This window comes from Aquipuribacter aurantiacus, from assembly GCF_051216895.1.
Taxonomy (GTDB): domain Bacteria; phylum Actinomycetota; class Actinomycetes; order Actinomycetales; family JBBAYJ01; genus Aquipuribacter.
The window spans coordinates 348,219-368,283 of record NZ_JBPKAO010000003.1; the positions used below are offsets into that span (position 1 = coordinate 348,219).

Consider the following 20,065-nt stretch of genomic DNA (forward strand, 5'->3'; position numbering starts at 1 on the left):
CCGTCGCCGCCTCCAGGTCAGGCCGCGTGCTCGCAGGTGGGGCAGGTGCAGGCGGCGCAGGTGCAGCTGGAGCAGCTGTCGGTGCACCCTTCGCAGGCGCACACGGCGTGGGTGCACGTGGGGCAGGTGCAGTCGCTGCAGGTGCAGGCGGCACAGGTGTCGGCGCACGAGGCGCACGAGCAGGTGGCGCACTCGTCGTAGTGGCCGTCGTGCTCACGGTGCGCGTGGCCGTCGTGCAGGTAGTCCACGTGGTCAAGGTGGATGACGGCGTCGTGGCCGCAGCCCGGGCCGTGGGTGTGCTGGTGGGTCTCGGCGGTGCTGTGCTCGGTCAGGGTCGTCATGGTCGTCCTCCGCATCGGCGCCGGGGCGGTCCGTGCCACCCGTCGTATGCGTGGACTCTAATATGCGATCAGGCGCATGTCGAGTGGGAGGGGAGCTACTCGTAGACGTTCGCGGGCCGCTCGATGTACTCCAGCGACTCCACCTCGAGCGTGGGGACGCTGTACACGTCGACCTCGCCAGCGAACGGCATCAAGGTTCCGGTGACGGTGACCCAGGTGTCCGGGGGCGGCTGCTCGTCGGTGCCGGTGACGTCGGTGGTGAACGCGTAGCCGTCGGCCGCGCAGCAGAACATGCTGACCCGGGCCAGCGTGAACGCCGCGTCCCCTCCCCCGACGGGGGCGTCCTCGGCCGAGGGACCGCCCTCGGCCTCCTCGCCCGCGGGGACGGCGAAACCGGTCAGCTGGACGGTGCGCCCCTCGAGCGCTCCGGTCGTGTCGTACACCGACCGCTCGACGAACTCGCGCATCGTCAGCTCGACCACGTCGCCGTCGGGCAGCGGCCCGTACGGCGAGATGGGCTCGGCCACGCGCGAACCACCCCGGTCGATGCTGTCGGCGCCCAGCGCGGGCGGCGGGACCAGGTAGACGGCCAGGACGGGGATCAGCAGCAGCCACGCCACCCGGGGTTCACCGTGGCCGTGGCCGGCGTGCCCGCCGAGCGCCCCTGGGGCTGTCTCGCGGAGCAGCCCCACCAGGCCGAGCGCGAACAGGATCACCCCGCTGGCCAGCAGCGGCCAGTACATGAGCTCCTTGACGTAGTCGACGTACCCGCCGCCGATCACCAGGCGAAGGCACGCCCCGCCGAGCATCATCATCACCGCCGCGCCCACCGCACGCGTCACGTCGCCACCTCCAGGACCGGACCCGGTGCACTCACAGCAGGAAGCTCCCCACGACCAACGAGGCCACCAGGGCCACGACGAACGTCAGCGGCGCGAACCGGACGGTGAAAGCCCGCCCGAACCAGCCCGCCTGCATGGCGACGAGCTTGATGTCGACCGCGGGTCCCACCACCATGAACGCCAGCAGGGCGGGCAGCGGCAGCGGCGCGAAGCTCGCGGCCACGAACGCGTCGGCCTCGGAGCAGATGCTGACCGCGACCGCGAGCAGGCCCATGAACAGGATCGCCAGCAGCAGGTTGTCCGCGAGCGCGTCGATCCAGGTCGTCGGCACGGCCGTGTTGACCGTGGCCGCGATCGCGCCGCCCAGCACCAGGAACCCGCCTGCGTGCAGCAGGTCGTGCTGCAGCGCGGCCCGGAACCGGACGAACCTGGGCTGGTCGCTGTCGTCCTCGCGGAACGGCAGCTTGAGCAGCTTGGCGTTGCCGAAGCGCGCCCAGACCGAGGCCACCACGATCGCCACGCCCAACGAGGCCAGGAACCGGGCCAGGACCACCTCGGGCCGGCCGGGGAAGGCCACCGCGGTGGCCACCAGCACGACCGGGTTGATCGCCGGCGCGGACAGCAGGAACGCCAGCGCCGCGGCCTGCGGCACGCCGCGCCGGACCAGCCCCGCGGCCAACGGCACCGACGCGCACTCGCAACCGGGCAGCACCGCCCCGGACAGCCCGGCGACGCCGATGGCCGGTCCGGTCTGCTTGGGCACGGCGGCGGTGATCCAGCGCTGTGGCACGTAGACCACCAGCAGCGCCGACAGCAGCACCCCGAGCACGAGGAACGGGACGGCCTGGATGACCAGCGACACGAACACCGTGGACCAGGTGGTCACCCCCGGGCGGTCGATCAGGTCGGCGATCTGCTCGCGCAGCAGCAGCACGACGATGAACGCGAGGCTGACACCGGCGGCGCCGATGATGCCGTCGCCGCCGAGGCCGTCGCGCCACCGCTTGAACCGGCCGTGCTGGTGCTCCTGGACCGCCAGGTCCCCACCTGTCGCCAGGTCCATCAGGTCGCGCTCCCTACGTGGTCCACGGCCGCGCCCCACCGACGGTCGCGGCGGGCGTAGGTCTCGCAGGCCGCCCACAGGGAGAGGCGGTCGACGTCGGGCCAGAGCTCGTCGGTGAACACCATCTCCGCGTAGGCGGACTGCCAGAGCAGGAAGTTGCTCGTCCGCTGCTCGCCGGACACCCGCCAGAACATGTCTACATCGGGCATGTCAGGTTCGTCCAGGTGGCTGGCCAGGAGATTCTCGTCGATCTTCTTCGGGTCGAGCCGACCGGCCTTGACCTGGGCGGCGATGGCCGTGACCGCGTCCACGATCTCGGCGCGGCCGCCGTAGTTGACGCACATGGTCAGGGTGGTGCCGGTGTTGTCCTTGGTGAGCTCCTCGGCCTTCTGCAGCTCGTCGATAACGCTGCGCCACAGCCGGGGCCGGCGCCCCGCCCACCGGACGCGGACCCCCCAGGAGTGCATCTGGTCGCGGCGGCGACGGATCACGTCGCGGTTGAACCCCATGAGGAACGCGACCTCCTCCGGGGACCGTTTCCAGTTCTCGGTGCTGAACGCGTAGGCCGACACGTGGCTCACGCCGAGCTCGACGGCTCCGGCCACCACGTCGAGCAGCGCGGCCTCCCCCGCCTCGTGACCCTTGGTCCGCGGCAGCCCACGGCTGTTGGCCCACCGGCCGTTGCCGTCCATCACCACGGCGACGTGGCCGGGGACGAGCGCGGGCGGGATGGCCGGCGGACGGGCCCCGCTGGGGTGCGGCGGGGGTGGCACCGGGGTCGCCTGCGGGACCGGGATCGTCGGGGGGACAGGACTCACGGGCGCTCCACCAGTCGTAGCGAACGGACACCTTGCTCCAGGTGCCACTGCAGCAGCGAGGTGACCACCCCGCTGGCGCGACGCCGGGCCCAGTCCTCGCTGGCCTCGGCGGCCTCCCAGTCGCCGCTGAGCAGGTGCCCCAGCAGCGCCACCGACTCCGGCGGCACGTGCGCCACGCCGGGGGTGCGGCACAGCGGGCAGACCACGCCGCCGGCGTCCAGGGCGACCGCCGAGTGCGGTCCGGGCGCCCCGCAGCGCGTGCAGGAGTCGAAGCCCGGCCCGTAGCCCGCGACCGCGAGCGAGCGCAGCGCGAACGCGTCCAGCACCAGCCCGGGCTCCCGCTTGGTCACGGTCAGCGCGTGGAGCCCGCCGACCAGCAGGTGGTAGAGCGCGGGCGAGGGCTCGCGCTCCACCGGCAGCAGGCGCATGGCCGTCTCGACGATGGCGGTCCCGGCGGTGTACCGGGCGTAGTCGGCCCCCACGTACTGCGCGAACGGGTGCAGCGACTCCGCCTGGGTGACGATGTCGAGCGAGCGGCCGGTGTGCAGCTGCAGGTCGACGTGCGACATCGGCTCCAGCCGGGCGCCGAACTTGGACCGGGTGCGCCGCACGCCCTTGGCCACGGCCCGCAGCAGCCCGTTGTCGTAGGTCAGCAGGGTGATGATCTTGTCGGCCTCACCGAGCAGGTGGCTTCGCAGCACGACCCCGCTGTCCCGGTACAGACCCACGGGGCCAGTCTGCCCTGCCGCAGCGGCTCAGCCGCCGGACGCACCCAGGATCACCGGGAGCATCGCGAAGGCCATGCCGACCATCTGCAGCACCACCGAGCCGACGACCAGCACGATGAACCCGGTGAAGGCCGCGTTGAGCCAGAACGCCGCCGTCGCGAGCTCCCGCCCGGACCGCGTGCCGGTCACCGGGTGGGTCTCCTTGAGCGCGAGCCAGGCCAGCAGCAGCCCGACGGGCGGGAAGACCGCCGCGCACACGAGGGCGACGATCGCCAGCGTGCTGGTGGGCGGCCCCGGCCGGTACGCAGGCGGGGCCCCGTACCCCGGCGGCGGCCCGTACCCAGGCGGAGGCCCGTACCCAGGCGGAGGCCCGTACCCCGGAGGAGGCCTGTACCCCGCGGCCGGCCCGCCGGCGGGCGGTGGGCCGTGACCGTGAGGTCGCCCGTCGCCCACCGGCGGGACGCTCATCCGCGCAGGGCCCGGTTCACCGCAGACACGACGGCCTTGAGCGAGGCGGTCACGATGTTGGGGTCGACCCCGACGCCCCACAGCACCTGCCCCCCGACCGCGCACTCGACGTAGGCCGCCGCCTTGGCGTCGCCACCGGCGCTCATGGCGTGCTCGGCGTAGTCGAGGACGCGGACGTCCACCCCCACCTGCGACAGGGCCGTGGTGAACGCCGCGATCGGCCCGTTGCCGGTCCCGGTGAGCGTCACCTCGGTCGCACCGTCACGCATCCGCACCGTGAGGGTGTCGTCCTCGTCGACGTTGCCCTTGGCCTCCAGGGCACGCAGCTCGAACCGGCCCCAGCGCTCGCCGCCGTCGGCGGGCAGGTACTCGTCGGCGAACACCGTCCACAACTCGGCCGCGCTGATCTCGCCGCCGCCCAGGTCGGCCTGCAGCTGGACCGCGTGGGACAGCTCGATCTGCAGCCGGCGCGGCAGGTCGAGGTTGTGCTCGGTCTTCATCAGGTAGGCGACGCCGCCCTTGCCGGACTGGCTGTTGACGCGGATGACGGCCTCGTAGGAACGGCCCAGGTCCTTGGGGTCCACGGGCAGGTACGGCACGGCCCAGTCGTGCTCGGCCACGGGCACCCCGGCCTCGCGGGCGTCCTTCTCGAGGTGGTCGAAGCCCTTCTTGATCGCGTCCTGGTGCGAGCCCGAGAAGGCCGTGAAGACGAGGTCGCCGCCGTAGGGATGCCGCTCCGCCACCGGCAGCTGGTTGCAGTGCTCGACGGTGCGCCGGACCTCGTCGATGTCGGACAGGTCGATCATGGGGTCGATGCCCTGGCTGAACAGGTTGAGCGCCAGGGTGACCAGGTCGACGTTGCCCGTGCGCTCGCCGTTGCCGAACAGGCAGCCCTCGACCCGGTCCGCCCCGGCCAGCAGGCCGAGCTCCGCGGCGGCCACGCCGGTCCCCCGGTCGTTGTGCGGGTGCAGGCTCAGGACGAGGGAGTCGCGCTGCTGCAGGTTGCGGTGCATCCACTCGATGGAGTCCGCGTACACGTTGGGGGTGGCCATCTCGACCGTCGCGGGCAGGTTGACGATCAGCGGGTTCTCCGGCGTCGGCTCCAGGACGTCGGCCACCTCGTCGCAGACCCGCTTGGCGAACTCCAGCTCGGTGCCGGTGTAGGACTCCGGGGAGTACTCGAACCGGATCTGCGTGTCCCCGACGTCCTCGGCGTACTTCTTGCACAGCCGGGCGGCGGAGGTGGCGATGTCCGCGATGCCGTCCATGTCGAGGCCGAACACGACGCGTCGCTGCAGCGTGGACGTCGAGTTGTAGAAGTGGACGATGGCCTGCTTGGCGCCGACCAGGGACTCGTAGGTGCGGGCGATCAGGTGCTCGCGGGCCTGGGTCAGCACCTGGATGGTGACGTCGTCGGGGATGCGGTCGGTCTCCACCAGCGCGCGGACGAAGTCGAAGTCCGTCTGGCTCGCCGACGGGAAGCCGACCTCGATCTCCTTGTAGCCGAGCCGGACGAGCAGGTCGAACATACGCATCTTGCGCTCGACGTTCATGGGGTCGATCAGGGCCTGGTTGCCGTCACGCAGGTCGACGGCGCACCAGCGGGGGGCGGCCTCGAGGCGCTTGTCCGGCCAGGTCCGGTCCGGCAGCTCGACGCGCAGCTGCTCGTGGAAGGGGACGTAGCGGGAGAACGGCATGCCGGAGGGCTGCTGGGGGTGGATCGTGGGAGACATCGGAGTTCCTCGGTTCTTGGGTTGGCCTGGTGGCCGGCAGGACAGAGCCTCCGCGCAGGGGCGGCCGACCTGTCAGTGGGCCCCGGCGCGGCGACCAAGGAGGAGGCTCATCCGCACGCTCGCAACGGTACACGCGTCCCGGACCGGCAGGGCCGGCTGTCGGTGCCCGGTGCTTCGCTGGACCGCATGAGCAGCTGGAGCGAGTTCGTCGCCGAGCAGCCCGGGCTGGCCCGGGAGGTGCGGCGCCGTCTCGACGCCCACCCCCACAAGGTGATGGCGACGCTGCGGGCCGACGGGTCGCCACGGCTGTGCGGGACCGAGGTCGTGCTCGTCGGTGACGACCTGTGGCTGGCCGGCATGGTCGGCGCCCGGCGCTTCACCGACCTGCGGCGCGACCCACGGGTGGCGGTCCACTCAGGCTCGGACGACCTGCCGGGCTGGACCGGGGACGCGCGGGTGTCCGGCACGGCCCACGAGACCACGGACCCGGCCGCGCTGGCCCTCGTGCGAGGGGCGGCGCCGTCGGACCCGCCCGGGGAGTTCGAGCTGTTCCGCGTCGACGTCACCGAGGTGGTCGCCATCCGGCTGTCCGCCGGCGGGGACGCGATCGAGGTCGAGTCGTGGCGTCCCGGCCGGGGGGTGACCCAGGCGCTGCGTTCCTGACTCAGAAGCCCAGCCGCCGCAGCTGCTTGGGGTCACGCTGCCAGTCCTTGGCCACCTTGACCCGCAGGTCCAGGTGGACCGGGACGCCCAGCGCCCCCTCGATGCCCCGGCGTGCGCGGGTGCCCACGTACTTGAGCCGCTCGCCCTTCTTGCCGATGACGATGGCCTTCTGGCTGTCCCGCTCGACGAAGATCTGGACCCGGACGTCGGTCAGTGGACGGGCCTCCGGACGGTCCTCGCGAGGGACGATCTCCTCGGTGACGACGGCCAGGGAGTGGGGCAGCTCGTCACGGACCCCGTCGAGCGCGGCCTCACGCACCAGCTCGGCGATGAGCACGTCGACCGGGACGTCGTGGACCTGCTCCAGGGGGAACAGCGGTGGTCCCGCGGGCAGGTGCGAGACGAGGACCTCGGCCAGGGTGTCGATGCCGTCGTTCGTGGTGCCCGAGGTGGGCACGTAGTCGGCGACCTCGAGCCCGACGTTGGCCGCCAGCGTCTGCGCCTGGAGCAGGCGCTGCGGGGTGTCGTCGCCCCGGCCCAGGTCGGTGCGGGTGATCGCGACGACGACCTTGGTCCGGCCCCGGTTGACCTGCTCGGCCACCTGCGCGGCGAGGCGTCGGTCGCCGGGTCCGACCTGGGCGTCCGCGGGCAGGCACAGGGTGACGACGTCGACCTCGGCGATGCTGTCGCGCACAAGGTCGTTGAGCCGCTCGCCCAGCAGGGTCTTGGGGCGGTGGACGCCGGGGGTGTCGACCATGACGAGCTCGGCCGCACCGCCGTCGCGCGCCTCGCGGCGGACGACGCCACGGATGCTGCGACGGGTGGTCTGCGGCTTGTCGCTGGTGATGGCGACCTTGGCCCCGACCAGCGCGTTCAGCAGGGTCGACTTGCCGACGTTGGGGCGACCGACCAGGCAGGCGAAGCCGGAGCGGTAGGGCGGGGTCTGGCTGCCGTCGGTGCTCATCCGCGCACGACCAGGGGGTCGCCCACGGCGGCGAGCAGGTCCGGGTCGACGTCCTCGTCGCCCACCACCGCCACGGCCTCGAGCCGGCTCACCCCGCTGCCCACGGCCTGCGCGACGGCGGCCTGGACCGCGCTCAGCCGCAGCGGCCCCACCTGCACCGCGCCGGCCAGGTAGGTCCGGCCGATGTCGTCCCGGACGGCCGCGCCGCCGCCGGAGACCCGGGCGGCCGCCGAACGGGCCAGCACGAGGAGCTTGGCGTCCTCGGCCGGGAGTGCCGTGCTGTCAGTCGCGTCCATCGGTGCGCCTCTCGTCGTCGCGCAGGCCGCGGCGGCTGCTGTCGCCCACCACGGTGTACTCGTCATCGTCCTCGTCGGGCAGCCGCTCGACCACCACCGACAGCAGCCGGTTGCGCCGGCCCCGCCGGTCAGCGGTGATCCGCAGCCCGGACACGTCCACGCTGCTGCCCCGGATCGGGACCTTGCCCAGGTGCTTGGCGAGCAGACCCGCGACGGTGTCCACCTCGTCGTCCTCGACGTCGCGCTGGGTGATCTCGCCGAGCGCCGTCAGGTGGGTGCGGGCACTGAGCCGCCAGCGGTCCGGCCCCAGCTGCTCGACCTCGGGGTCCTCGCGGTCGTACTCGTCGGAGATCTGCCCGACGATCTCCTCCAGCAGGTCCTCGATCGTCACCAGGCCCGACACGCCGCCGTACTCGTCGATGACGACGGCCAGGTGCACAGACCCCGCCTGCATCTCGCGCAGCAGGTCGTCGGCGGCCTTGGACTCGGGCACGAACACCGGGGCGCGCATCACGTCGTCCGCGGTGACGGCACCGCCGGGGCCGTGGCCGCCGCCGGGGACAGCCTGCAGGTACGCCGCCACGTCCTTGAGGTAGGAGATGCCGAGCACGTCGTCGGCGTCCCGGCCGGTGACCGGGATGCGGCTGAAGCCGGAGCGCAGGTGGAGCCGCATGGCGCGCTGCAGGTCCGACCCGGAGTCCAGCGTGACCATGTCCGGGCGCGGGACCTGCACCTCGCGGGCCACGGTGTCCCCCAGGTGCACCACGCGCTGGAGCATCAGGCTCTCGTCCCGCTCGATGACCGAGTCGGCCTCGGCCTGCTCGACCAGCTCGATGAGCTCGGCCTCCGACGCGAACGGCCCCGACGGCAGCCCCTTGCCGGGTACGAGCACGTTGGCCAGCCCGACCAGCGCGCGGATGAGCCACCCGGTGACGGCCCCCAGGCGCAGGACGGTCGTGGCCGCGCCCAGCGCCACGGCGTCGGCGTGCTGCTGGCCGATGGTCCGCGCGCAGGCGCCGACCAGCACGAACAGCAGCGCGGCCAGGACCGTGCCGGCCAGCAGGACGACGACCCAGTCCGCTCCGACGACCTGCGTGAGCCCGACGACGACGGCCGCCACGGCCGCCGTCTCGCAGACGATGCGGCCGAAGGTGCTGGTGTTGACGGCGGCGGAGGTGTCCTCGAGGAGCCGTCGCAACGCCTTGGCCTTGCGTCGGCCGGACGCCTGCAGGTCCTCCGCATGGCCACGCGTCACCCGCGCCAGGGCGGCCTCCGCCGCGGCGAACCAGGCGGCGACCAGGACGAGCAGCAGACCCGCTCCGAACCAGACCAGGGTGGCCGGGCTCACGCGTTCCCGTCCGGGCGACCACGGGCCAGGAACTCCAGGAGGAGGCGCCGTTGCAGGGCGAACATCTCCTTCTCCTCGTCCGGCTCGGCATGGTCGTAGCCCAGCAGGTGCAGGACACCGTGCGTGACCAGGAGCAGGACCTCCTCGGCGGCGCTGTGGCCCGCGGCCTGCGCCTGCTCGCTGGCCACCTGCGGGCACACGACGACGTCGCCCACCAGTCCGGGGCCGGACGGGGAGTCCTCCCGGCCGGGGCGCAGCTCGTCCATCGGGAAGCTCATCACGTCCGTCGGCCCGGGCAGGTCCAGCCACTTCTCGTGCAGCACGGCGATGGTGTCGGGGTCGACGAGCACCACGGACAGCTCGGCCTGCGGGTGCACGTGCATGGCGTCGAGGACGTGACGGGCGCACTCGCCGATCTCGACCTCGGTGAGCCCGGGGACGGTGGTCCCGGACTCGTCGGCGACGTCGATCATGCGGGTGCGGCGCGGCGGTGCGTCATCAGCCCTGGTACCGGTCGTAGGCCTCGACGATGTCGGTGATCAACCGGTGCCGGACCACGTCCGTGCTGTCGAGGTAGGCGAAGTGCACGTCCTCGACCCCGGCCAGGATGTCGCGGACCACCCGCAGCCCCGACGAGGTGCCGCCCGGCAGGTCGACCTGGGTGATGTCGCCGGTGACGACCATCTTGGAGCCGAACCCGAGGCGGGTGAGGAACATCTTCATCTGCTCCGGCGAGGTGTTCTGGGCCTCGTCGAGGATGATGTACGCGTCGTTGAGGGTGCGACCACGCATGTAGGCCAGCGGCGCCACCTCGATGGTCCCGGCGGTGATGAGCCGCGGGATCGAGTCGGGGTCGACCATGTCGTGCAGCGCGTCGTAGAGCGGGCGCAGGTACGGGTCGATCTTGTCCGTCAGGGTGCCGGGCAGGAAGCCCAGCCGCTCGCCGGCCTCGACGGCGGGCCGCGTGAGCACGATGCGGTTGACCAGCTTGGCCTGCAGCGCCTGGACGGCCTTGGCCATGGCCAGGTAGGTCTTGCCCGTCCCGGCAGGACCGATGCCGAACGTGATGGTGTTCGCGTCGATCGCGTCGACGTAGTGCTTCTGGTTCAGCGTCTTCGGCCGGATGGTGCGACCCCGGTTGGACAGGATGTTGGCCGTCAGCACCTGGGCCGGGCGCACCCCGCCGTTGCTGTCGCGCAGGATCGCCAGGGACCGCTCGACCGCGTCGGCGCTGAGGGGCTGACCACCGGCCAGGACACCGCCCATCTCCTCGAGCAGGCGCATGGCGAGCGCCACGTCGGAGGCCGGGCCGGAGACGGTGACCTCGTTGCCACGGGCCAGCACGTCCAGGCGGGGCAGGCCCCGCTCGATGGTGCGGAGGTGCTCGTCACGGGCCCCCAGGAGGGCGACGACGTCGGTGCCGGCAGGGACGACGTAGGTGCGGGTGACGGCTCCGGTGCCGAAGCCGGGGGTCTGGGCGGCGGGACCACTGGGGTCCTCGACGGATGCGCCGATGATGTCAGGCATGTGCGGGCGGCCCTGGTCCTTCCTCGAGAAGGCCCCCAGGTTACCGCCCGGTCACGTCAGAGCCCGACGGCGGAGGCCCCCTCACCGGCCAGCACGTGCCCGTGGGCGTGGAACACGCTCTGCCCCGCCGCCGGGCCGGTGTTGAAGACGAGGCGGAACTGCCCGTCGGACAACGACGCGGCCACGGCCGCGCCGACCCGCACGACGGCGGCGAGCAGGTCGGGGTGCTGGGCCAGCTCGGCGACGTCCACCACGTGCCGAGCGGGGACCACCAGGACGTGGACCTCGGCCTTGGGGGCCAGGTCGCGGAAGGCGACGACGTCGTCGTCGCGGTGGACCGTGTCCGCCGGGATCTCCCCGGCGACGATCCGGCAGAACACGCACTCCTCAGCCATCCGTCGACGGTAACGGAGCGCTCACGCGCGGACGAAGGTCCCGCACCGGGACGGCCCCCGCGAGGATCATCGGCTGCGAGCATCCCCGCGCCGAGCAGGAGGACCGCAGCCATGACCACCACCCCAGCCCCAGGTCGCCGGCGTCGTTGGCCGACGGTGCTCGCCGTGGCGGTCCTGACCGCCGTGCTCGTGGTCCTCGTGTGGCTGCTGGTGGTGAACGTGCTGCTGGGCGACGACGCCGGGTCCGACGCCGGGCCCACGACCACCGCCTCCCCCACGACGGACGTCACGACGTCAGCCGAGCCCTCCGAGCCCCCCGAGCCCCCCGCGACCTCGCCCGAGCCGTCCCCGACGACCCCGACGGGCCCCACGGGCCCGGTGGAGCTGCTGACCGTGTGGTTCGCGGGTGAGCACGAGGACACCCTCCAGAACCCGGCCCTCTACCCCGAGACGGTCGAGGTCACCGTGGAGCAGGGGCAGACGACCGTGCAGGCCGCGCTGGACGCGCTGCTGTCGACGCTGCCCCACGACCCGGACTACGCCAACGCGTTCTGGGACGAGGACAGCGAGTCCTCCGGACGCACCCCGGCCACCGCGACGGTCACCGGCGACGCCGGGGGCACGGTCGTCGACCTGCCGGCCGAGGCGTTCGGGATCGGCGTGGGCAGCGAGTACGCCGCGCTGGGGGTGCAGCAGGTCGTCAGCACCGTGCTGTCCAACGGGGCTCCGTCCCCGGTCACGCTCACCGTGGACGGCCAGGCGGGGGCCGAGGTGTGGGGCGTCATCGCGCTGGAGCCGGAGTACGAGCCGGACGAGTCGGTGCGGACGTCGGCGTCGATCGTCTCGGTCCGGGACGGAGGCACGACCCGGTCCCCCGTCACGATCTCGGGGGTCGGGTTCGGGTTCGAGGGCGAGCTGGACGTGCAGGTGCTCGACGAGGCGACCGGAGACGTGGTGGAGAGCACGTTCGTCGCCCTCAGCGGCGGGGCCGAGCTGGACGCGGACGGCAACCCCGTCCGCAGCGAGTACACCGTCGACGTGCCCCTCGACCCGGGCACCTACCGTCTCGTGGTGGCCGACGGCAACGAGGGCGACGAGGGGCCCGCGTGGATCTCCTACGACGACAAGGTGGTCACCGTCGAGTGACGGACGCGGGTGCCCTCTCGCTCGCCGGCCGGCCGGCCGGCCCTCAGGCGGCGAGGACCAGGCGTCCGGCGAGGTAGCCCTCGACGGCCGAGGGCACGTGCACCTGCACCACCAGCCCTGACGCGGTCACCGCCGGGTCGGCTGGTGCGTCGCCGGCGCCGGCTGCGTCTGCCGTCCGCTGGTCGGAGCGGCGGTCCGACCCCGGCAGGGGCGGCGCGTGGGACGTGTAGGTGTGCCCGGTGGGGGTGGTGGTCGTGACGACGTGCCGACCGGACGCAGGGTCCGGGGGGCGTGCCTGCTGTCGCCAGCCGAGCGCCTGCTTGATGTAGTTGCAGGCTTCGCAGAGGCCCTGCAGGTCGCGGGCGTCGGTGGCTCCACCCTCGGCGTGGGGGGTGACGTGGTCGATGTGGCGGGCGGGCGCGTCGCAGTACAGGGTGCGGCAGGTCCCGGCGTCGCGCGCGCGGATGAGGTCGGCGAGGCCGGCGGGGGCGGTGCGAGCGCGGGAGTCCATGGCGACGAGCGCACCCTGGCGGTCGGTGAACAGGCGGGTGACGAACACCCGCGCGGCCGGGTCGGCGACGGGAGGCCTACCAGGCGGCTCACCCACCCCAGGCGGCTCACCCACGCCAGGCGGCTCACCCACCCCAGGCGGCTCACCCACGCCGGAGCGCCCGCCCCCCGTGTCGGCGTCGAGGGTGCCGGCGATGAGGGCACGGGCCCAGCCGGCAGGGACGGGTCCGTATCCGTCGAGGTGGGCGGGTTCCGGATCGCCGTCGAGAAGGGCACGGTCGGTCATCACGAGCCGGACCGCCACGTCCCGCGCCCGGGACCGCGGCGCCCCCGAGCAGCGAGAAGCCGCACCCGCCGCGTCGTCAGCACCCGCCGCGTCGCCAGCACCCGCCGCGTCGCCAGCACCCGCCGCGTCGCCAGCACCCGCCGCGTCGCCAGCACCCGCCGCGTCGCCAGCACCCGCCGCGTCGCCAGCACCCGCCGCGTCGCCAGCACCCGCCGCGTCGCCAGCACCCGCCGCGTCGCCAGCACCCGCCGCGTCGCCAGCACCCGCCGCGTCGCCAGCACCCGCCGCGTCGCCAGCACCCGCCGCGTCGCCAGCACCCGCCGCGTCGCCAGCACCCGCCGCGTCGCCAGCACCCGCCGCGTCGCCAGCACCCGCCGCGTCGCCAGCACCCGCCGCGTCGCCAGCACCCGCCGCGTCGCCAGCACCCGCCGCGTCGCCAGCACCCGCCGCGTCGCCAGCACCCGCCGCGTCGCCAGCACCCGCCGCGTCGCCAGCACCCGCCGCGTCGCCAGCACCCGCCGCGTCGCCAGCACCCGCCGCGTCGCCAGCACCCGCCGCGTCGCCAGCACCCGCCGCGTCGCCAGCACCCGCCGCGTCGCCAGCACCCGCCGCGTCGCCAGCACCCGCCGCGTCGCCAGCACCCGCCGCGTCGCCAGCACCCGCCGCGTCGCCAGCACCCGCCGCGTCGCCAGCACCCGCCGCGTCGCCAGCACCCGCCGCGTCGCCAGCACCCGCCGCGTCGCCAGCACCCGCCGCGTCGCCAGCACCCGCCGCGTCGCCAGCACCCGCCGCGTCGCCAGCACCCGCCGCGTCGCCAGCACCCGCCGCGTCGCCAGCACCCGCCGCGTCGCCAGCACCCGCCGCGTCGCCAGCACCCGCCGCGTCGCCAGCACCCGCCGCGTCGCCAGCACCCGCCGCGTCGCCAGCACCCGCCGCGTCGCCAGCACCCGCCGCGTCGCCAGCACCCGCCGCGTCGTCCGCGACGCCCGACGCGACGCCGTGGTCGAGCACGCGAGCCACCAGGGTGTCGGCCATCAGCTGGCCGCGGCTACGGGTCTCGCCCGTTCCGACCTCGTCACCACGCCCACCGCCGCTGCCACCACCGCGGCTGCGGGTGCGGTCGGCGACCCGGCCAAGGGCGGTGTGCACGGCGATGGCGTCACGGGCCGGGAGCAGGGCGGTCAGGTAGGCCATGGTGTCCGGCGCCGGGCGGACAGTGACGCACCGTTCCCGCTCCGCGCGGCGGGCCCGTTCGACCACGCTGTGAGGGTCCAGGCGGTAGGCGACCTGCTTGGCCCGGGCCGCCAGGGCCCGGTCCCCGAGCCGCTCCAGGGCCTGCAGCTTCTCCGCGTCGCCCGCGACCTCGGCGTCGACCGCGGTCCGGTTCTCGCGGGTCAGGACCGCGGTCTCGCGGACCAGCAGGGTGGCTCGCCACTCGCTGATCCGCCCGTCCTGCAGGGCCGTCAGCGTGTGCGGCATCTCGTGGACCAGCGCCTTGGCCAGACCCAGGTGACGCGCTCCGCGGTGCGGGGACTCGCGCCTCGCCAGCGCGACCTGCGCGGCCACGCCCTGACCCAGCTGTGCCGCGGGTACCCCGGCCGCGGCCTGGAGCGCCCGCTGCGAGACGTCCAAGGCCGCGGCCGCACGCGCCTGCGCCGCCGCAGCGGCGGCCTTGAGGACCTCCAGCGCGCGGATCCGGTCCACCAGGACCGCGTCCTCCGCACCGGTGCTCAGGTCCGCCAGTGCTGCCACCAGCCCGAGCAGGTCCAGCGGGTCCGGCTGGTCGGATCCGCCGAGGTGCGAGCAGACCCCGGCACCAGGGCCGACGTCATCGCGGGAGGAGCCGGCCGCGCTGCTGGCCTCGACCTCCGGCGACATCCCGACCCTCCCCGACCGTCTCATCGAACGTATGTTCGAAGGCTAGCCGGTACCCGAGCCGACGACAACGCCCGTCCCGTCGGTTGTGGACAACCGCTCCCCCGTCCGCCGGTACGAGCCCAGGAGCCTCCGCAGCACGCGTTGGTGGATCGGTGACAGCCCCCTGGACCGCGGCCGTCTGTCCGTGGGGTCGTGCCCGCGTGCGAGATCCGGTCACCCTGGTGACCATGCCCCACGCGGCCATGACGTCGACCACGTCCGCATCGGGTGGGTCGACGACCCGGTGCTGGCGGAGGCCGCCGAGCAGGCGTGCGCTCGTGTGCGCACCGACCTCGAGGACGTCGGCGGCCGGTCTGGTCGTCGGCGGCAGCCCGGCGCTGCCCGTCCCCACGGCGGACGGCGTCCCGATCACCGCACGGATGCGGGGCGGGTGCCGACCTCAGGGGCGGATGACCGTGACCCCGGCCCCGACGGCCCCACCCATCGCGGCGAGTGCGGCGGGTACCTGCGCCAGGTCGATCGTCCGCGTGATCATCCGCTCCGGCTGCAGGCGCCCGGCCGCGACCATGGCCAGCAGCTCCGGGTAGGCGTGCGCGGCCATGCCGTGGCTCCCGAGCAGCTCCAGCTCTCCGGCGACGAGCAGGTGCAACGGCACCCTGGGGGCGCCCAGCACCGACGGCAGCAGCCCCACCTGCACGTGCCTGCCCCGGACCCGCAGGCCCGCCAGCGAGGCCGCGCAGGTGGCCTCGCTGCCCAGGGCGTCCAGCGACAGGTGGGCGCCGCCGTCGCAGGCGTCGCGGACCTCCGCGGCCACCTCGTCGTAGGTCCGTCCGGCCGGGTCGACCGACACCTCGGCCCCGAACCGGACCGCGAGGTCGCGCGCGCTCTGCGACGGGTCGACCGCGACGACCCGGGCCCCGGCCGCTGCGGCCACCATCACCGCCGACAGGCCCACCCCGCCGCAGCCGTGGACGGCGACCCGCTCCCCCGCGACCAGCCGTCCCACGGCGACCACGGCCCGGAAGGCGGTGGCGAACCGGCAGCCGAGCAGGGCGGCGACCTCCGTGCTCACCTCGTCCGGCAGCGGGACGAGGTTGACGGCCGCCTGCTCGACGACCACGAGCTCGGCGAAGGAACCCCAGTAGGAGAACCCCGGCTGCTCCTGCCGCGCGCAGACCTGCTGCTGCCCGGCCCGGCACGGGTCGCAGGACCCGCAGGCCATGACGAACGGCGCCGTGACCCGGTCGCCGACGGCCACCCCGGTCACCCCGGCCCCGAGCGCCGCGACCGTCCCGGCCAGCTCGTGCCCGGGCACGTGCGGCAGCACCACGTCGGGGTCGTGACCGGCCCAGGCGTGCCAGTCGCTGCGGCACAGGCCCGTCGCCTCGACCCGGACGACCACGCCGCCCGGCGGCGCGACCGGGTCGGTCACCTCACGGACGACCGGTTCGACCCCGAACTGCTCCACGACCACGGCTCGCACCGCGGCATCGTGCCAGGCGCGCNCGTGCCAGTCGCTGCGGCACAGGCCCGTCGCCTCGACCCGGACGACCACGCCGCCCGGCGGCGCGACCGGGTCGGTCACCTCACGGACGACCGGTTCGACCCCGAACTGCTCCACGACCACGGCTCGCACCGCGGCATCGTGCCAGGCGCGCCGACCCCGGGCGGACGGGCCGCGGTCGAGGACGCGTCAGCCGTTGACGAACCGGTCCCGCAACCGCCCGAACAGACCGCTGGCGGACCCGTTGGAGGTGCGCCCGGTCGGCCGCTCCTCGCCCCGGAGCTCGGCGAGACGCTGCAGCAGGTCCCGCTGCTCGTCGTCCAGACGCGTAGGCACCACCACGTCGACGTGGACGTGCAGGTCACCGCGGCCCGGCGAGCGCAGGTGCGCCGCACCCAGACCCCCCAGCGTGACGGTGGACCCGTGCTGGGTGCCCGGCTGCAGCTCGACGTCCCGCTCCCCGTCCAGCGTGGGGACCTGGACGGTCGCGCCCAGCGCCGCGGCGGTCATCGGCACCTCGAGGACCGTGTGCAGGTCGTCGCCCTCACGCCGCAGGCGGGGGTGCCTGCGCTCCTGGACCTCGACGTACAGGTCACCGGCGGGGCCACCGCCCGGGCCGACCTCGCCCTGCCCGGACAGCTGGATCCGGGTGCCGGTGTCCACACCCGGCGGGACCTTGATCGTCAGGGTGCGACGGGTGCGCACGCGCCCCTCGCCCGAGCACTCGTGGCACGGCGCGGGCAGCACCGTGCCGTGACCGCCGCAGCGGGGGCACGCGCTGGTGGTCATGACCTGGCCGAGGAACGACCGGGCGACGCGCTGCACCTGACCGCGGCCGGCGCAGACGTCGCACGTCTCCGGCGACGTGCCGGGCTCGCAGCAGCTGCCCTGGCAGCGGGTGCAGACCTCGGCGCTCTCGACCCGGATCTCGCGGGTCGCCCCGAAGACGGCCTCCTCCAGGTCGATCTCGAGCCGGACGAGGGCGTCCTGCCCGCGGCGCTGCCGGGAGGCGGGACCCCGGGCACCGCCGGACCCACCCTGACCGCCGAAGAACGTCTCGAAGATGTCGGAGAACCCGAAGCCCGCCCCCTGGCCGCCGAACGCGGAGTCGCCGCCGGCGTCGTAGGCGGCCCGCTTGTCGGGGCTGCTCAGCACGTCGTAGGCGTGCGAGACCTCCTTGAACCGGTCCTCGGCCCCGTGACCGTCGCTGACGTCCGGGTGCAGGGTCCGCGCGAGGCGGCGGTAGGCCTTCTTGATCTCGTCGGGAGACGCGTCCCGGGAGACGCCGAGGGTCTCGTAGTGGTCACTCACAGGGGGCGGTGCCTTCCGTCGGTGGTGTGCGGGGCCGGGCCGGTGCGGTCACTGCTCGAGCGCCCGCGAGGCGTAGCGGGCGACTGCCCGCACGGCTGCGATCGTGGTGGGGTAGTCCATCCGGGTGGGGCCGAGCACGCCGAGCCTGGCGACCACGTCCCCGCTGCCGTAGCCGCTGGTCACGACCGCGGTCTGGGCCAGGCTCTCGTGCGCGGTCTCCCGCCCGATGCGGACGGCGATGTCGGGGTGCTCCTCGGCCATGTCGTGCATCAGCCGGAGCAGGACGACCTGCTCCTCCAGCGCCTCCAGGACCGAGGACAGCTCCCCGGGGAACTCGGTCCCGCGCCGGACCAGGTGCGAGGTGCCGGCGACGACGATGCGGTCCTCCCGCTCCTCGGCCAGCAGGTCCGCCAGCGCCTGCACGACGGCTCCCGCCGTCGCGGCCGGTCCCGGCGTGCCGGGCTGCGGCGAGGAGTACGGCGGGTGGTCCAGCACGCTGCGGACGCTGGTGGCGGCCAGGTGGAGGCGCAGACCGACGACGGCGGAGTTGACGCGGTTGCGCAGCTCCTCCAGGGTGCCGCCGTCGTTGCCCGGGGCGTCGACCAGGCGCTGCTCGACCCGGCCGGTGGACACGATGAGCACGAGCAGGACCCGGTCCGGGGGCAGCGGGACCAGGTCGACGTGGCGGACGGTGGCCCCCGACAGCGAGGGGTACTGCACGACGGCGGTCTGCCGGGTGATCTGGCTCAGCAGCCGCACCGTGCGGTCCACCACGTCGTCCAGGCCCACCGCGCCGTCCAGGAACGCCCGGATCGCCCGCCGTTCGGGCGGGGTCATCGGACGGACCTCGCTGAGCCGGTCGACGAACAGGCGGTAGCCCTTGTCGGTGGGGATGCGGCCGGCGCTGGTGTGGGGCTGCGCGATGTAGCCCTGCTCCTCCAGCACCGCCATGTCGTTGCGGATCGTGGCCGGGCTGACCCCCAGGGCGTGCCGCTCCACCAGGGACTTGGAGCCGACGGGCTCCCGGGTCGTGACGAAGTCCTCCACGATGGCGCGGAGGACCTCCAGGCGGCGGTCGTCAGCCACGCAGACACCTCCCGGGGGGCGTTGGCGGTGGATCAGCGCACGATTGGCACTGTCGGGGTCGGACTGCCAATCCTACCGGCCCGGATCAGACGTGCTCGCGCCAGGAGTGCTCCGGGGAGTAGCCGAGGAGCTCCCGCGCCCGGCCGATGGACAGCAGGGTCTCGTGCTCGCCCAGGTCACCGCGCACCTCGACGGTGGGGAACTGCTCGGCCATCAGGTCGGCGGACGAGCGCCGCATCACGGTGTCGGCGTTGGCCACGATGCAGACCTCGGCGCCGCTGACCGAGGCGGTCAACGCCCGACGCACCGCCTGGGCGCCGTCACGGCCGTCGATGTAGCCCCAGAGGTTCCAGCGCCGCAGCGCCGCGTCGTCCTGGAACGCCTCGAACCCGGCGTAGTCGGCCACGTCCATGACGTTGGAGAACCGGAGACCGACGAACGTCGGCCCGCCCCAGCGCGCGAACTGCCGGGCCATCTCCTCCTCCAGCGTCTTGCCCAGGGAGTACGTCGACTCCGGACGAGGGGTGTACGCCTCGTCGACGGGGGCGTAGGGCGGCGGGGTCTGGAACGGCAGGCCCAGCACGGTCTCGCTGCTGGCCCACACCACCCGGGGGATGCCGAGCACCCGGGCGGCCTCGAACACACCCCACGTCGTCGGCACGTTGTTGGTGAACGTGGCGGCGTTGGTGGTCACCCCGGGCGCCGGCACCGCGGCCAGGTGGACGACGGTCTCGACGCCGGTGCTCTTCTCGTCGACCGCAGCGAGCGCCCCGAGCACCTGGCCGGGGTCCGACAGGTCCACCCGGACGGCGACGGCGCTGCCGTCGCCGGTGGGCAGGACCTCGGGCACTACCCGGTCGAGCACCACCACGTCGTGGCCGTGACGGACCAGGTCCGCCACCACGTGACGACCGAGCTTGCCGCTTCCGCCGGTGACCGCGACGCGTGCCATGAGGTTCCTCCTGGGTCCTGGCCCACCGCAGGGTGGGCCGCCGGGGACCCGCCACTCGGGACCACCTGAGCGACGATCCTGCAGCCAGCACCACTGCGCCGCGACCCCGGGGGCGCCTACCGTCGTCGTCATGACAGAGCAACCGGCCCCTCTCGGCACCGACCCCCGCGCCCTGCCGGGCGCCCAGACCCCCGGTCCGGGCGGGC

The 20,065-nt window shown here is 74.1% G+C and carries 20 protein-coding genes; 3 read left to right on the forward strand and 17 right to left on the reverse strand.

Annotation, left to right across the window (positions count from 1 at the left end):
* Positions 1 to 45: 45 nt before the first annotated feature.
* Positions 46 to 201 carry a hypothetical protein gene (locus ACR80Q_RS06540; RefSeq protein ID WP_435376777.1) on the forward strand — a complete coding sequence of 52 codons (156 nt, stop codon included), beginning with the start codon at positions 46 to 48 and terminating at the stop codon, positions 199 to 201.
* 235 nt (positions 202 to 436) lie between these two features.
* On the opposite strand, the gene ACR80Q_RS06545 is transcribed toward ACR80Q_RS06540, so the two are convergent.
* The 6 genes from ACR80Q_RS06545 to leuA all read right to left on the reverse strand — a co-directional run bounded on the left by ACR80Q_RS06545 (position 437) and on the right by leuA (position 5,993).
* Positions 437 to 1,183, reverse strand: a complete 747-nt coding sequence (locus ACR80Q_RS06545) for a TIGR03943 family putative permease subunit (protein ID WP_435376778.1) — start codon at positions 1,181 to 1,183, stop codon at positions 437 to 439.
* A 31-nt stretch (positions 1,184 to 1,214) separates the two neighbouring features.
* Positions 1,215 to 2,246: a permease gene (locus ACR80Q_RS06550; RefSeq protein ID WP_435376779.1), complete on the reverse strand. Its 1,032-nt coding sequence runs from the start codon at positions 2,244 to 2,246 to the stop codon at positions 1,215 to 1,217.
* Positions 2,246 to 3,064, reverse strand: a complete 819-nt coding sequence (locus ACR80Q_RS06555) for an isoprenyl transferase (RefSeq protein ID WP_435376780.1) — start codon at positions 3,062 to 3,064, stop codon at positions 2,246 to 2,248. The genes ACR80Q_RS06550 and ACR80Q_RS06555 overlap by 1 nt, the downstream gene beginning before the upstream one ends.
* Positions 3,061 to 3,792, reverse strand: a complete 732-nt coding sequence (recO, locus tag ACR80Q_RS06560) for a DNA repair protein RecO (RefSeq protein ID WP_435376781.1) — start codon at positions 3,790 to 3,792, stop codon at positions 3,061 to 3,063. Before recO ends, ACR80Q_RS06555 begins: the two co-directional genes overlap by 4 nt.
* Positions 3,793 to 3,819: 27 nt before the next feature.
* Entirely contained in the window at positions 3,820 to 4,050 is a 231-nt protein-coding gene (locus ACR80Q_RS06565; protein ID WP_435376782.1) for a hypothetical protein, read from the reverse strand.
* 206 nt (positions 4,051 to 4,256) lie between these two features.
* Positions 4,257 to 5,993 carry a 2-isopropylmalate synthase gene (leuA, locus tag ACR80Q_RS06570; protein ID WP_435376784.1) on the reverse strand — a complete coding sequence of 579 codons (1,737 nt, stop codon included), beginning with the start codon at positions 5,991 to 5,993 and terminating at the stop codon, positions 4,257 to 4,259.
* A 186-nt stretch (positions 5,994 to 6,179) separates the two neighbouring features.
* Here leuA and ACR80Q_RS06575 point away from each other — a divergent pair, with 186 nt between their 5' ends.
* Complete coding sequence (locus tag ACR80Q_RS06575) at positions 6,180 to 6,656, forward strand: pyridoxamine 5'-phosphate oxidase family protein (RefSeq protein ID WP_435376785.1); 477 nt, start codon at positions 6,180 to 6,182, stop codon at positions 6,654 to 6,656.
* Position 6,657: 1 nt separating this feature from the next.
* Here ACR80Q_RS06575 and era read toward each other — a convergent pair whose 3' ends face one another.
* From era to ACR80Q_RS06605, 6 genes are read right to left on the reverse strand one after another with little or no spacing between them, the layout of a single operon-like run.
* Positions 6,658 to 7,620: a GTPase Era gene (era, locus tag ACR80Q_RS06580; RefSeq protein ID WP_435376786.1), complete on the reverse strand. Its 963-nt coding sequence runs from the start codon at positions 7,618 to 7,620 to the stop codon at positions 6,658 to 6,660.
* On the reverse strand, positions 7,617 to 7,916 hold the full coding sequence (locus ACR80Q_RS06585; protein WP_435376787.1) for a cytidine deaminase-like protein: 300 nt from the start codon (positions 7,914 to 7,916) through the stop codon (positions 7,617 to 7,619). Before ACR80Q_RS06585 ends, era begins: the two co-directional genes overlap by 4 nt.
* Positions 7,903 to 9,264, reverse strand: a complete 1,362-nt coding sequence (locus tag ACR80Q_RS06590) for a hemolysin family protein (RefSeq protein ID WP_435376788.1) — start codon at positions 9,262 to 9,264, stop codon at positions 7,903 to 7,905. The genes ACR80Q_RS06585 and ACR80Q_RS06590 overlap by 14 nt, the downstream gene beginning before the upstream one ends.
* Positions 9,261 to 9,737, reverse strand: coding sequence for an rRNA maturation RNase YbeY (ybeY, locus tag ACR80Q_RS06595; RefSeq protein ID WP_435376789.1), 477 nt, complete (start codon positions 9,735 to 9,737; stop codon positions 9,261 to 9,263). The genes ACR80Q_RS06590 and ybeY overlap by 4 nt, the downstream gene beginning before the upstream one ends.
* 25 nt (positions 9,738 to 9,762) lie before the next feature.
* The gene (locus ACR80Q_RS06600; RefSeq protein WP_435376790.1) at positions 9,763 to 10,791 is read right to left on the reverse strand and encodes a PhoH family protein; all 1,029 of its coding nucleotides are present in this window, start codon (positions 10,789 to 10,791) and stop codon (positions 9,763 to 9,765) included.
* A 56-nt stretch (positions 10,792 to 10,847) separates the two neighbouring features.
* On the reverse strand, positions 10,848 to 11,186 hold the full coding sequence (locus ACR80Q_RS06605; RefSeq protein ID WP_435376791.1) for an HIT domain-containing protein: 339 nt from the start codon (positions 11,184 to 11,186) through the stop codon (positions 10,848 to 10,850).
* A gap of 111 nt (positions 11,187 to 11,297) precedes the next feature.
* On the opposite strand from ACR80Q_RS06605, the gene ACR80Q_RS06610 reads away from it, so the two are divergent.
* Positions 11,298 to 12,332, forward strand: coding sequence for a GerMN domain-containing protein (locus tag ACR80Q_RS06610; protein ID WP_435376792.1), 1,035 nt, complete (start codon positions 11,298 to 11,300; stop codon positions 12,330 to 12,332).
* 43 nt (positions 12,333 to 12,375) lie between these two features.
* Here ACR80Q_RS06610 and ACR80Q_RS06615 read toward each other — a convergent pair whose 3' ends face one another.
* The 5 genes from ACR80Q_RS06615 to ACR80Q_RS06635 form a co-directional block, all read right to left on the reverse strand.
* Positions 12,376 to 15,006, reverse strand: coding sequence for an HNH endonuclease (locus tag ACR80Q_RS06615; RefSeq protein ID WP_435376793.1), 2,631 nt, complete (start codon positions 15,004 to 15,006; stop codon positions 12,376 to 12,378).
* A gap of 439 nt (positions 15,007 to 15,445) precedes the next feature.
* Positions 15,446 to 16,642, reverse strand: a complete 1,197-nt coding sequence (locus ACR80Q_RS06620; protein ID WP_435376794.1) for an alcohol dehydrogenase catalytic domain-containing protein — start codon at positions 16,640 to 16,642, stop codon at positions 15,446 to 15,448.
* Positions 16,643 to 16,699: 57 nt separating this feature from the next.
* Positions 16,700 to 17,821, reverse strand: a complete 1,122-nt coding sequence (gene dnaJ, locus ACR80Q_RS06625; RefSeq protein ID WP_435376795.1) for a molecular chaperone DnaJ — start codon at positions 17,819 to 17,821, stop codon at positions 16,700 to 16,702.
* A gap of 48 nt (positions 17,822 to 17,869) precedes the next feature.
* On the reverse strand, positions 17,870 to 18,907 hold the full coding sequence (gene hrcA / locus ACR80Q_RS06630; protein WP_435376796.1) for a heat-inducible transcriptional repressor HrcA: 1,038 nt from the start codon (positions 18,905 to 18,907) through the stop codon (positions 17,870 to 17,872).
* 85 nt (positions 18,908 to 18,992) lie between these two features.
* A complete protein-coding gene (locus ACR80Q_RS06635; protein ID WP_435376797.1) occupies positions 18,993 to 19,859 on the reverse strand; it encodes an NAD-dependent epimerase/dehydratase family protein in 867 nt (288 codons plus the stop codon).
* Positions 19,860 to 20,065 lie beyond the last annotated feature (206 nt).